A 13,727-nucleotide genomic window follows, 5' to 3' on the forward strand; every position below is an offset into this window, starting at 1 on the left:
GGCGCGTTTTCTTTTGGCTGTCCCGTCACCCCACGCGGCGGAAACAGAGCAGCCCCGAACTGGCGGAACGCTTGGTTATGGACTTTGTCAAAAGTGCGCGCCAAACTGGTTTTCGCCACTTACCTGCTGGACCCACTGGGAGATTCCTTGATGCGTAAAACTGTTCTCGCCCTCGCCGCTGTGGCCGGGCTTTCCGCGCTTTCCGTCGGCGCGCTGAACGCTCAGAACGCTCCGCGTCCTGGCGCCATCGACGTCAGCAAGATCGAATCCGGCGAATACACCGCAGATGCCGGCCACTCGATCGTTGGCTGGTCTGTCAGCCATCTGGGCTTCAACGATTATTTCGGCCTGTTCGGTGACGTCACCGGCAAGCTGAAGGTGGATGCCGCCAATCCCGCCGCTTCCTCGGTTGACGTCACCATTCCAGTCTCGAAGGTCACCGTGCCGAGCGCAGGCCTGAAGGATCACCTGCTGCGCGCTGGCAAGGATGGCGGCGCCCCTGACTTCTTCGGCCCGAGCCCGGCCGATGCCCGCTTCGTTTCCACCAGCGTCACTTCGACCGGTGCCACCAGCGCCGACATTGTCGGCAATCTGACCCTGAACGGCGTGACCAAACCGGTTACCGTGAAAGCGGAACTGAGCGGCATGGGCGAAAACGGCATGAACAAGAAGAAAACCCTGGGCTTCCACGGCACGACCACGATCAAGCGGTCGGAATTCAACATCCCGTTCGGCCTTGCCTTCGGCATTGGCGACGAAGTCGATCTCAACATCACGGTCGCATTCGAAAAGTGATCTTTGGTGGGGGGCGGCCAGATGGCTGCCCTCCCCTTTTTCCGGCTGCGTCATCCTGCACGCACGGTTCCCGCCCGGTTTTGGGCTGGACTTGTTCTGCACCCAGGCGCTACAGCCAGCGCCATGCAGTTTCGCGAACTCCTTTCGCTACTTCGACTTACACGCCCTTAGGCGTGTTCTTTGCCATGCGCCTTTCGCGCGCCGGGCAACCCGCCTAAGGGCAATTTCATAACCCAGTCGAAACATTGCCCGCGCCCCTTGTCGCGCGTGGCCCAGGCGATAAGGCGTCCGCCATGCCCATGCATTCTGATCCCGGCCGCAAGTACCGGCCCTTCCCCGCTGTAAACCTGCCCGACCGTGAATGGCCGGGCCGCGTGATCGCCTCGGCCCCACGCTGGCTGTCCACCGATCTGCGCGACGGCAACCAGTCGATCATCGATCCAATGGATTCGGTGAAGAAGAACCGGTTCTTCGATCTGCTGGTCGAAATCGGCGTAAAGGAAATCGAAGTCGGCTTCCCTGCGGCCGGCCAGACCGAATTCGATTTCATCACCAGCCTGGTACGGTCCGACCGTATCCCGGAGGATGTGGTGGTGCAGGTGTTGACCCAGTCGCGCGCCGATCTGATCAGCCGTTCGTTCGAAAGCCTGGAAGGCGCGCGCAAGGCCATCGTGCATGTCTACAACGCTGTCAGCCCGGCCTGGCGCGACATCGTGTTCCGCATGAGCCGTGACGAGGTGAAGCAAATCGCCGTCAATGGCGCCAAGCTGCTGCGCGACGAAGCCGCCAAGCGGCCCGAGACTGACTGGCATTTCGAATATTCGCCCGAAACTTTCTCGACCGCTGAACTCGATTTCAGCCTGGAGGTTTGCGAGGCGGTGATGGACATTCTCCAGCCGACCACGGATCATCCGCTGATCCTGAACCTGCCGGCGACGGTTGAGGCGGCCACGCCCAATGTCTATGCCGACCAGATCGAATATTTCTGCCGCAACCTGCCCAATCGCGAGGCTGCGGTCATCAGCCTGCACACCCACAATGATCGCGGCACCGGCGTTGCGGCTGCCGAACTGGGACTGATGGCAGGCGCCGACCGCGTCGAAGGCTGCCTGTTCGGCAATGGCGAACGTACGGGCAATTGCTGCCTGGTGACGGTCGCGCTGAACATGTACACGCAGGGCATCGATCCCGGACTGGATTTCTCCGACATCGACCGGGTCATCGAAACGGTTGAATATTGCAACCAGCTGCCCGTCCATCCGCGCCATCCCTATGGCGGCGAACTGGTGTTTACCGCCTTTTCCGGCAGCCATCAGGATGCGATCAAGAAGGGTCTGGAGGCGCAGGAAGTCCGCAATGACGATCTGTGGCGCGTGCCCTATCTGCCGATCGACCCGCATGATCTGGGGCGCAATTACGAAGCGGTGATCCGGGTCAATTCGCAATCCGGCAAGGGCGGTTTCGCCTGGGTGCTGGAACAGGGTCAGGGCCTGAAGCTGCCCAAGCGGCTGCAGGCTGATTTCTCCCGCCATGTGCAGCATCTGGCCGATGAGCTGGGCCGGGAACTGAACGCCAGCGACATCTGGAACGTGTTCCAGAAAAGCTATTACCTGAACGCCGACAACGCCACCTTCGAACTGCTCGACTATCAGGAAAGCCGGGCCAGCGATGGCACGCGCCTGTTTTCCGGCACGATCGCCGTTGGCGGCAAGAGCCAGAATGTCAGCGGCCGTGGCAAGGGGCTGGTATCTTCCGTGCTGGCGACCTTGAAGCAGACCTTCAGGCTGCAACTGGAAGTGGCCGACTATAGCGAACACGCTCTGGGCAAAGGCAGCGATGCCCGCGCTGCAGCCTATCTCGAATGCACCCTGCCCGACGGGCAGATCGTGTGGGGCGTGGGCATTGACGAAGATGTCGCCGCTGCCAGCGTCAGGGCGATTCTGAGCGCGGCCAATTCGGCCGTACCTGCCCCCGCTGCCTGACAAAGCCTCGGGCCCCGCTGCAGTACATCTGTGGCGGGGCCGATGGGCAAAGCTTTCCAGCGCGGCTTCCCAGCATGCCGGGGCTGGTCTAACCCGTGTGCATGTCTACACGTCCTGCAGTACTCGGTGTCGAACGCTCCCTTTCCGGCAAGGCCTGGCGGTGGCGCGGCGGAAATATGGAACTCACCGGCGGCGCGATCGGGCTGGAAGACGATATCGTCACCCAGCTGCTGCTCGCCCGCGGTGTGCCGCGCGAAGATCTGGACCGCCACCGCAACCCCAGCCTGCGCGCCTTTTTGCCCGATCCGTCGATCTTTCACGACATGGATGTGGCGGCAGATCGCATCGTGGAAGCGGTGCTGTCCCGCGAAACCGTGACCATTTATGGCGATTACGATGTCGATGGGGCGACAAGTGCGGCATTGCTGGTGCGGCTGTTCCGCATGCTCGGCCATGATGCCCGCCACTACATCCCGGATCGTCTGCTGGAAGGATATGGCCCCAGCGGCGAAGCCCTGGTTCGGCTGGGCCAGGAAGGTTCCAGCCTGATCATCACCGTGGATTGCGGTGCCATGGCCCATGATGCGCTTGGCGCAGCCCATGATGCAGGCGTGGATGTGATCGTGGTCGATCACCACAAATGCTCCCCAGAGCTTCCCAGGGCGCTGGCGCTGGTCAACCCCAATCGGTTGGACGAGAACGAGGAAGCGGCCTCACACGGCCATCTGGCGGCCGTTGGGGTGGCATTCCTGCTCGCTGTGGCGGTAGTCCGCACCTTGCGGCGACGCGGCTATTTCAAAGGCATGCAGGAACCCGATCTGCTGGCCCTGCTCGATTTGGTTGCCTTGGGAACCGTGGCCGATGTCGCGGCCATTCGCGGGCTCAACCGGGCCTTTGTCGCTCAGGGGCTCAAGGTCATGGCCCGGCGTGACAATGTCGGTCTGTCCGCCCTGATCGATGCCAGTCGTCTGAGCCGCGCGCCTAGCTGCAGCGATTGCGGCTTTGCGCTGGGTCCGCGGATCAATGCGGGTGGGCGCGTTGGTGAGGCCACGCTCGGCGTGCGCCTTCTGACCACGCAGGACGCTCAGGAAGCGCAAACCATCTCCGCCCACCTGTCTCAGCTCAATGAAGAGCGGCGCGCCATCGAAAAGGCCGTGCAGGAGGCTGCGGAAGAACAATTGGCAGGTCAGCACAACCGTGCCCTGCATATCGTCGCCGGCCACGGCTGGCATCCGGGCGTGATCGGCATCGTTGCCGGGCGGATCAAGGAAAAGACCGGCAAACCTGCCATAGTGATCGCCCTCGATCAGGAAAGCGGTCAGGGCAAGGGATCGGGCCGCTCCATCGCCGGGGTCGATCTGGGTGCAGCAATCATCGCCGCGCGGGAGGCTGGCTATCTGGTTGCCGGGGGTGGCCATGCGATGGCTGCAGGCCTGACCCTTGAGGAAGCCCAACTGACCGCCCTGAGCGACTGGCTGGAAGAACGGCTGGCGCCGATGGTTGCCCGTGCGACTGCCGAACAGGCATCCCTGCTGGATATTGCCGTGGCGCCACGGGGGCTGACCCCCAAGCTGGTGGAAACACTCGATGCGGCCGGCCCCTTTGGCATGGGCTGGCCCGGCCCTCGTGTTGCCGTGGGCCCGGTGCGAATCGTCAAGGTCGATGTGGTGGGCAGCGATCATGTCCGCCTGATCGTCAGCGGGGATGATGGCGGCAGTTTCAAGGCGATCGGGTTCCGCATGGCTGAAAGCGATCTGGGCCAGGCTTTGCTGCACGGCGGACGCGGGCGGAAGCTGTGGCTGGCGGGCCGTGCGAAGATCGATGACTGGGGCAGCAGACCCCAGGCGGAGTTGCAACTGGACGATGCAGCATGGGCGGATTGAACAAAGCTGAAAGAAGGGGTTGACCGTTCAGATTCTCCCGCCTAATTGCGCGCCTCGCACTGCTGAACGGCCCCTTCGTCTAGCGGTTAGGACGCGGCCCTTTCACGGCTGAAACACGGGTTCGATTCCCGTAGGGGTCACCAGCAGTGCGAGATTATCCGGTGCCAGCCGGTTTAATTGGCCCCTTCGTCTAGCGGTTAGGACGCGGCCCTTTCACGGCTGAAACACGGGTTCGATTCCCGTAGGGGTCACCATTTCGGCATAACGCTGAATGTGGTGTAGCAATATGAAATTATTGCGACAGGTCGCTTGCTCGACGAACGCCAATTACAATTTTGTTGCGGTAAACATTTGATGCCGTCGCGCGGAAAGCGGGCGAAATCAAGTTCGCGAAGGCTAGCGCCCGCTTAGGCCACCCATCCTGTCCAATGTTTAGCGCATTTGCCTGAAACCAAGCGGCTTGCCTGCACCTTCGGTCAGGCTATCCGGCCTTTCCGATATGCCATTCAACAGCAATTCCATTGCCTGCCGCCCGCGTTCGGTCAAATTGACAATCACACGACGCTGATCCAGATCGTCGCTGTTGCGCTCGATAAAGCCCGCGTCTTCAAGTCGGGCAATAATTCTGATCCCCGTAGCCGGTCGCTCTCCGGAAGCAATGATCATCTGCTTCACATAGATCACGCCACCTTCGATCGCACCGAGATACAATTCCAGCATGATGTCCCAAGCAGAATCCTTGAAAAGATTCTTTGGCATCACCTTGCTGATGACTTTCCTTGCCTTGAGGAGCTGACGCGCCTTTTCTGCCAATTGCTGGCTATGGATATCTGCAACGGCGGCTGCTTGGGCTAGATTTTCGACAACCCTCCGTGAAGTAGGCGATGTCGCCTGGCCGGAGCCTGCGTCGTGAAAAGCTGGTGACCCTGGATCACGCATAACCTCTCTTCCCATATTTTTTTGACAGCTCATGGCGTGCTGAGCAGCCTGGGTTAATATTTACCAATTACATTATACATTTGTAACATTCAACCTTCCCAGTTTATGTACGCATAACTCCGGATTTGGTTTCATCGCTCCCGCATTGCTTCTCGCCCTCTATTCAATGGTTTAAGCAAATACTGCAGAACAGTTTTCTGGCCAGTATGAATATCAACCGTAGCAACCATGCCGGGAACGATTGGAAATCTGCGTCCGTCGGGAGTAGACAGCGCATCTGTTCGTGTTCTGATATACACTCTGTAATAGACCACATCGGGCTGCAGCTCGTCCCGGATCGTATCTGGGGAAATACTGCTGACCTCCCCATCAAGCCCGCCGTAAATCGCATAATCATAGGCCGTGATCTTGACCGTCGCCCTTTGGCCTGGATGGATGAACGCGATGTCTCTGGGGGCGATCCGTCCTTCGACCATCAGCTGATCGTCCAGCGGAATGATATCCATGATCTTGCCGTTCGGAGGCACAACTCCGCCCACAGTAGACACTTCGATATTGCGCACGATGCCACGAACCGGTGAGCGCACAGTCAGGCGATTCAGCGTGTCGGAGCGACCGCGGACGACCGGGGCCAGCGCTTCAATTTCTTCTTCCGCCTTTGCCAGTTCCTGCCGCGCCTCGACAATATATTGCGATCGCAGGTCCGCCTTGCGCAATTCCAGCTCCGCCCGCTGACGCTTCAACCGCAGCACCTCCACATTGCTCGCGGCACCAACCTCTATCAGCGATTCGCCGATGGCGACTTCGCGGCGTACGAGTTCCAGCGCCTCATCTATCAGGGCAATCGAACTGGCCAGGCTGCGGGTGCGAGCGTCGTAAAGCCGGCTTTCCGCCGAGGTAAGCTCGGGAAAATCCTTCAACTCATCGGGAAAGCGGATCGACGTTTCATTCACTTCCGCGCGTAAACGGGCTGCGGCAGCCAGCGCAGCACGATATTTGGCGGCGCTTTCCTCAACTGTGGATCCGGCCTGGGTCGGGTCCAACTGGGCCAGGATCTGCCCGGGTTCGACAATCGTATCCTGTCGCACATTCATCTTGGCGATAATTCCACCTTCAAGCGACTGAATGACCTGTTCCCGCGATGTTGGCACGACCTTTCCGCTGCCTGATGCCACTTCATCCAGTTCCGCGAGCCAGGCCCAGGTCAGGCCGGCGGCAAAGATGATCGCAACGATCCAGACCACGCGCGCGGAGCTTCTGACCGCGCGGTCCCCGCTGTGTTCAGCGCCCTTGCCACGGGCGTGAAGCCAGCCCTTCATGCCGCCTTCTTCCGCATGGTTTCAAGCGCGGCCCCCTTCTCATCGTCCAGCACGATCTTGCCATTGTTCATCACGATGATGCGATCGACGAGATCGAGCACACGCATGCGATGGGTTGCGATCACCACGGTTCGGCCGGCGCTCCATTCGCGGAACTGCCGCATGAAGAATCTTTCGCTGGTTTCATCCATCGCGGCCGTCGGTTCATCCAGCAACACGATTTGCGGCTGCCGGATCAACGAGCGGGCCAGCAACAGGGATTGCACCTGTCCACCCGACAACCCCCTACCCCCTTCGGATATCGGATGATCCAACCCGCTGGGCAGGCGGCGCACGAATTCATCGGCCCCCACCATGCCTAGTGCAGCGAGAATTTCTTCATCGCCAGCGCGGGGCGCACCAAGCGTCAGATTGTCGCGGATAGATCCGAAGAACAGCCCGCTGGTCTGGGAAACCAGCCCCACAGCTTGACGCACATCGGCCGGATCGATCTGATGCAGGGCCAGATTGTCTAGCAGAACCTCCCCCGAAACTGGGATCATCAGCCCTGAAAGCCCCTGCAGCAAGGTCGACTTGCCTGCACCATTCCGGCCGATCAGGGCCACTCTTTCGCCAGCTTTGATATCCAGCTGTTCGACATGCAATGCCAAAGGCATATTGGCATCGCCGTACCGAAACACGGCATTGCGAAGGGCGTAATTACCCCGTGCAACGGGTAGCGCGATCCGCTGTTCATCCGACGGCGTGTCCGTGGGCAACCGCATTATGGCATCCAGGCTTTTCAAGCCGATCTTGGCGTGTTGCAAGCGAGTGAATATCTGCGTGACCTGGGAAAGTGGCGCAAGCATGCGCGATCCAAGGATGGATGCCCCCACCAGTGCGCCGGTGGTCATGTCGCCTTCCATCACGCGAGGAGCGCCGAAAAAAACGATGGTCGCATATACGCCGTTCTGGATATTCTGGGTCCACACCGTCAGGCTGTTGGTGAGCCGACGCAGCTTCATCTGAGACTCGCTCGTCACCTCATTCACATGGTTCCACTGATGTTCGAAGCGGGCCTCCGCCTGCAGCATCTTCACATCATCGAGGCGCTGCACTGCTTCCATGATCATCGCATTGCGCAGGGATGCTTCACGCATGGATTCATTGGCATAGCTGCGCAGGCGGCGCTGCAACAGCAATCCGGGGATCACCAGAAAGACCAGGGCGGCCAGCGGAATGAAGGCCAGATTGCCGGCAATAAAGAAGAACAGCAGCAGGAAGACCAGAAAGAACGGGATATCGACGATCGCGGCGACGCTGGTGGAGGTCAAAAGCTCCCGAACCTGCTCCATGTCGCGCAATTGTGCGACAAAAGATCCGGTCGAGGCAGGCCTATCCTGGCTGCGAACCCTTATTGCATGGCCGAAAATCAGATCTGACAGCTTCAGATCTGCACGCTTTCCCAGTCCGTCGATAAGCGTCATCCGCAGCCGGCGCAAAATGAATTCGAAGATGATCGCCAGGATCACGCCGGAAAACAGAATATACAGCGTGGGATAGGAGTTGGCTGGTACCACCCGGTCATAGACCTGCATCGAAAACAGAATGGTGCCGAAAGCCAGCAAATTGGCGATCAAGGATGCCAGGAAAATGTTGGGATAATGGCGAATGTCGCGCATCAATATGCGCCGCAGCCAATGCTCTTGATACGGCCGGATATAGGTGTCCACCCGTGCATCCGTTACCGATCGCGCTGGTCGGGCGATGACATAGCGACGCACCCGCGCCATGACATCGCTGCGACTGAGGCGGTTAGAAGCGCCATCATCGCCCATCACCATGACATCGGCGACATCATCGCTGCTGACAGCAGAGATGACCACGAGCGCGTCATCCAATTCGGCGATAACCGGCAGGCGGCTGAAGGCGAGTTCGAAATCGCCAGCTGCCGCAAAATTGCACGACAGCCCGAAGCGGCGTGCCAGGCTGATTATCTTCTTCCTCTCATCTTCCGAGCGGTCCCAGACGGCGGACAGCCGCGCAGTTTCGTAGGAAATGGGAATGCGATAATGTCGCGCGACCTGGTTGAAGGCATCAAGCCATTGTTCTATCGGGCGATCAGAGTTTAGCGCGAGGTTCTGCGGTTCCGTCACAGAATTTCCCCCTGCACGCGTTGTCCCTTCAGTCTGAAAGATCGTCGGGCACTGCCCGAATAGAATGTGCAGTCGATCCGCAGCCGCCGCAGATCATGGGTGGTGTTGACCGCATCGAAGCGCACCTGGTTCAGTTCCTGCTGCGAGTTGAGCAGATCCACCAGAGTGCGGGTGCCCATTTCCAGATATTGCAGGCGATACAGCCGCCCCGTTTCCCGCATGTCCGCTTCACGCTGCGCCAGGGTTTTCAGGACATCCTGGAGACCGAAGACCTGCTGCTGCGCCTCAGCCAAGAGGCGGGAGATATCGTTGCGAACCCTGGCTTCCGCCGCGTCGGCGGCACGCAGCGCAAATCCGGCCCCGCGCGCACGCGCAGTCACAGCGCCGCCATTGTACAGCGGGCTGGTTACGCGAATGCCGAAACTGTAATCTGCGCGGTTGGAGACAGGATCCTGAATTTCCGTTGATCCGCCTGCTTCCAAAGAAATCGTGGGCATCCGGTCCGCCTTGGCCCGTTCGAACTCGGCCATTGCCTGATCACGCGTGGCGAAGGCTTCAATGATAGCCGGAACATCGGTCCAATCGGGTTCGAGCTGCCCACAACTGGCTTCCAGCCATTCCGGTGTTTCCGGAACAACATCCCCAATTTCGTTTTCGCCGAGGAGGTAGGCAAGATTGCTTTGCCAACGATCCTGTTCGGCTTCGATCTGCTGAATGGTGGCTTCCGCCCCGGTCACGCGGGCCTGCGCCTGCAGCGCGTCCGACCTGGTTGCTGCCCCACGTTCGAAACGCAGACGCACCAATTGTTCAATGGCGCGAAGTTCGGTCAATTGATCATTCGCGACCGCCAGCAAAGCCTCAGCACGCTGGATTTCAATGACCGAGAAGCTGGTATCGCGGATCAGGCTATCAACCGCGAGCAGCAGGCGCGCCCGACTGACCCGCGCCCCTGCTTCTGCGAAACGGACTGTGTTCATGACCTTGCCGAAATCGAACAGCATCTGCGATGCCGTGACATTGGCACGAGGTCGCCAGCCATTGGCAGTGTTGTTCTGATATCCGGTGGATATCCCGCCGCTCACCCGGGGACGATACCCTGCCCTGGCGACGTCGATTTCTTCACCCTGAGCATTGATGCGTTGAACAGCTTCATCGATTGACGGATGCCAGGCGAGCGCCGCTGTTACAGCATCTTGCATGGTCAGCACGGGAGGGACCGACGCCCAAGCGGGCGCCGAGAGTAAAACCCCGAAGGGCACAAGCATCGAAACTGCCGCGACGGGCTTTTTTGTCCGAGCCACCAAATCTCCCACGCCCTCGGCCGGCTATCCGGCTCGATTGTCTTGCAAGAATGTCGTGCCACTTTGAAATGGCACGACATTCTTGCGCAAGGCGACACCTATATCAGGTAATGTCCGTTCTGGTCTTCTGATAATGGGTCCGAATTTGGATCATTCAGGTAATCCAGATCGTCTGGAGGTCCTTTGACATCATCAGGTGATTGAACCGGCTCAGGAATGTTATCCACTGGTTCTTCTGCAGGGGCTTCGGACGCGCGCAGGTAGTTCTCCAGGACATCTTCAAGACTGCCCTGATCTTCCAGCATCGAGTATTCGAGCAGATCCGCAATGTTCTCGGAGTTGCTGTCTGCAGCGAAGCTGCTCGTCACTACGGGGACCCCTGCGCCTGTCGGCTGGACAGAAACATCAAGGGATCCTTCCGAAGTCTGGTTATTGGGGTGAACCAGCTGATAGTCGAAACTGTCGATCCGGGCTGATGTAAAGTGCCCGAAGCCAGACCCAACCGTATAGGTGTAGCTGCCATCGGCATTGATCAGCAGCGACCCATAGGTACCTTGGATCGTCATCGAAGTCCCGGCGCTGAGTGGTACATATTCTCCTGCTGTCGGACTGAAGATCTGAAGTTGGGTCGACGTCGATCCCAACTCGTCATTGGTGAGAATATTGCCCGTAGCTCCCGACCGTCCGTTGATCAGGAACTGATTGGTGTAGGTGGCATCGATATTGGCGTTGACATTGGCGACCGACAAAGTGCCACCAAGGGTTGCCCGTATACGATAGGTGCCGGCGCTCAGATTCTCATTGGCAAGGTTGATCTGTGCAACCGTACTCAACAGACCAAGAGAAGTGTTGTAGCCGACTGTCTTAACGGGTGCCCACACGCCCCCTGCCCCTTGCCTTTCGATATAGAGGTTGCCGGTGACAAACGCACCCGCAGTCAGGAAGACACTGACTTCACCGGTCAGAACGGTACTTGATGTCACGGTGAAGCTGTTGCTGGTGTAAGTTGGGGTACCCACCACACTGATATTGGCGTTGTTCGCCGTAACCAGATCCGCTGTCTGGAATGCCCAGCTTACCGATGCCGATGCCGTATCGCCCCGGGCCAAAACTGTCGTGCCATCGATCTGCACCGTCAGCGTGGCAGTGTCGGACACCGTTCCGTCGCTGAGTGTGTAGGTGAAGACATCGGACTGACCGATCGAGGCGGGGTCGCCGAAGGCGGTGTAGCTGTAGGTTCCGTTTGCCGAAATCTGCAGCACACCATGTTCCCCGGTGATCTGCGTAGTGCCCGTGGGCGACACAACCGAACTGGACCCGTTGGCATGGGTTATCAGGCTGACAGAGGCACCTCCAGCGAGGTTGTCTGCCCCCACTCCGCCCTGCCCGGTGATGACATTGCCGCCCACCGCTTCATTGGCGAAATCGAATTCCGTCACGGTGGTGGTGATCGACGTTGCCTGAAGCGCAGTCAGAGTGTTGCTGAGCAGTGCGTCAGCAACTGCACCGATAACTCCGTCGAGCAGAGCAGACAGACCCAGCGTGTTGAGGACGTTTGACAATGCCCCAACCACGCCGGCGACCGACGATCCATTCAAAGAGTTGAGCAGTGGCGTCAGCAACAGGGTGGCAACCGGTCCGCCGAGGGCATTGTCTACAGCGCCCAATATGACCGCCTGATTGTTGGGCCCAACGACGACCCCGGCACTGCCCAGTTCCTGAAGCGACACGCCGCCGCCATTGGTATCAAGCAGTTGTTCCAGAGTGCTTTCGTCGTTGCGCACAACGACCGAGTACTGACCAGGCAACAAGCCCGGCACATTGGCGACCAGGGTGTTGTTACCCAGCACACCCAGGACAGGCAGGCCGGCGACATCACCGAGCAGCGAGTTCTGAGTGACCGCCGAGTAGACGATGTTACCCTGAGCATCGAGGACATCGAGCCTGAAGGCATCGCCCACCGCAACCAGTGCTGTCTGACTGACCACGATGCGGACATCACCGACCTGATCCGGCCTGACGGTAATCGACACAGAGTTGTCGACACCGATGTCCGATTGCAGCAGGCCGACAACCTCCACGTCGGTATCCGTTTGCGACGGATTAACGACCCGGGCCTGGAGCCCCATGTTCAACGAGACCAAGTCGTTGACTGCGTCGGGGCTGGCGATCGTGAAAGCGGTTAGTGCCCTGCCCGAGCTGACATTTCCTGCCAGATCGGTCTGACGCAGTTGCACATTGCTGTACACGCCTTGCGGCAAGGTGAAGCTGGTCCCGGTGCCGTTAATCCAGGTCTGGCCACCATTGGTGCTGTACTGCCAGCTTGCCCCGGTTTCCACGCCCGACACATTGATCCTGCCATCGCTGGTGATCCTGTCGGTATTGGAAGTTCCGGTATCGGTGTTCAGCACACCATTGGGCGCCACGATCGTAGTGTCGACCACGATCTGGCCCAGCGTGGTTGATGCCGTGTTGCCAGCAACATCCGTCTGGCGAACCTGGACGTTGGCGTAGGTGCCTTCGGTCAGCGTGAAGCTGCCGCCGGTGCCATTCAGCCAGGTCTGGCCACCATTGGTGCTGTATTGCCAGGTCGCTCCGGATTCCAACCCGGTCACATTGACCAGCCCGTTGTTGGTGATGCCATCAGTGGCTGAGGTGCCGGTATCGACTGCCAATGCCACAGTCGGGGTAGCGATGGTGGCATCGACCACCACCTGGCCCAGCGTGGTCGTTGCCGTATTGCCGGCAACATCCGTCTGGCGGACCTGGACATTGGCATAGGTGCCTTCGGTCAGCGTGAAGCTGCCGCCGGTACCGTTCAGCCAAGTCTGGCCACCGTTGGTGCTGTATTGCCAGGTTGCCCCAGCCTCCAGACCGGTGACGTTGATCAAGCCATTGTTGGTGATCCGATCGCTGGCAGATGTACCGCTATCGACGGCCAGCGCTGCGAGCGGTCCGGTGACGGTCGCATCGACCACGACTTGACCCAGAGTTGTCGTTGCCGTGTTGCCGGCAGCATCCGTCTGACGAACCTGGACATTGGCATAGGTGCCTTCGGCCAGCGTGAAGCTGCCGCCGGTGCCCGTCTGCCAGTTCTGGCCACCATCGGTGGTGAACTCCCAGGTCGCGCCATCTTCCAGCCCGGTCACATCGATCTGGCCGTTGCTGGTGATGCCATCGTCATCAAGGACGCCGGTGTCATCCGTCAGAGCCGCAACCGGGGTGGCGACGCTGGCATCGACCGTGATCGCACCAAGCGTGGTTGTCGCCGTGTTGCCGGCAGCATCCGTCTGACGAACCTGGACATTGGCATAGGTGCCTTCGGCCAGCGTGAAGCTGCCGCCGGTGCCCGTCTGCCAGTTCTGGCCACCAT

At 59.6% G+C, this 13,727-nt stretch carries 8 protein-coding genes and 2 tRNA genes; 5 read left to right on the forward strand and 5 right to left on the reverse strand.

Annotated features, from left to right (window positions below; all coding sequences use genetic code 11):
* Positions 1 to 150: 150 nt before the first annotated feature.
* The 5 genes from GRI97_RS18085 to GRI97_RS18105 all read left to right on the forward strand — a co-directional run bounded on the left by GRI97_RS18085 (position 151) and on the right by GRI97_RS18105 (position 4,914).
* Positions 151 to 795, forward strand: coding sequence for a YceI family protein (locus tag GRI97_RS18085; protein WP_161392638.1), 645 nt, complete (start codon positions 151 to 153; stop codon positions 793 to 795).
* 293 nt (positions 796 to 1,088) lie between these two features.
* Positions 1,089 to 2,777 (forward strand): 2-isopropylmalate synthase, encoded by a 1,689-nt coding sequence (gene leuA, locus GRI97_RS18090; protein ID WP_161392639.1) that lies wholly within the window; start codon positions 1,089 to 1,091, stop codon positions 2,775 to 2,777.
* A gap of 101 nt (positions 2,778 to 2,878) precedes the next feature.
* On the forward strand, positions 2,879 to 4,660 hold the full coding sequence (gene recJ / locus GRI97_RS18095; protein WP_161392640.1) for a single-stranded-DNA-specific exonuclease RecJ: 1,782 nt from the start codon (positions 2,879 to 2,881) through the stop codon (positions 4,658 to 4,660).
* Positions 4,661 to 4,728: 68 nt separating this feature from the next.
* A tRNA-Glu gene (locus GRI97_RS18100) sits at positions 4,729 to 4,803 on the forward strand.
* Positions 4,804 to 4,839: 36 nt separating this feature from the next.
* Positions 4,840 to 4,914, forward strand: a tRNA-Glu gene (locus GRI97_RS18105).
* 178 nt (positions 4,915 to 5,092) lie between these two features.
* Here GRI97_RS18105 and GRI97_RS18110 read toward each other — a convergent pair.
* From GRI97_RS18110 to GRI97_RS18130, 5 genes are all read right to left on the reverse strand, one after another.
* The gene (locus tag GRI97_RS18110; RefSeq protein WP_235917949.1) at positions 5,093 to 5,599 is read right to left on the reverse strand and encodes a helix-turn-helix domain-containing protein; all 507 of its coding nucleotides are present in this window, start codon (positions 5,597 to 5,599) and stop codon (positions 5,093 to 5,095) included.
* 131 nt (positions 5,600 to 5,730) lie between these two features.
* Complete coding sequence (locus GRI97_RS18115; protein ID WP_161392642.1) at positions 5,731 to 6,918, reverse strand: HlyD family type I secretion periplasmic adaptor subunit; 1,188 nt, start codon at positions 6,916 to 6,918, stop codon at positions 5,731 to 5,733.
* The gene (locus tag GRI97_RS18120; RefSeq protein WP_161392643.1) at positions 6,915 to 9,053 is read right to left on the reverse strand and encodes a type I secretion system permease/ATPase; all 2,139 of its coding nucleotides are present in this window, start codon (positions 9,051 to 9,053) and stop codon (positions 6,915 to 6,917) included. The genes GRI97_RS18115 and GRI97_RS18120 overlap by 4 nt, the downstream gene beginning before the upstream one ends.
* Positions 9,050 to 10,252 carry a TolC family protein gene (locus tag GRI97_RS18125; RefSeq protein ID WP_235917958.1) on the reverse strand — a complete coding sequence of 401 codons (1,203 nt, stop codon included), beginning with the start codon at positions 10,250 to 10,252 and terminating at the stop codon, positions 9,050 to 9,052. The genes GRI97_RS18120 and GRI97_RS18125 overlap by 4 nt, the downstream gene beginning before the upstream one ends.
* 200 nt (positions 10,253 to 10,452) lie before the next feature.
* On the reverse strand, positions 10,453 to 13,727 hold a 3,275-nt coding region (locus GRI97_RS18130; RefSeq protein WP_202392845.1), incomplete at its 5' end, for a beta strand repeat-containing protein.

This window comes from Croceibacterium xixiisoli (genome assembly GCF_009827305.1).
In the GTDB taxonomy this organism is placed as follows: Bacteria; Pseudomonadota; Alphaproteobacteria; order Sphingomonadales; family Sphingomonadaceae; genus Croceibacterium_C; species Croceibacterium_C xixiisoli.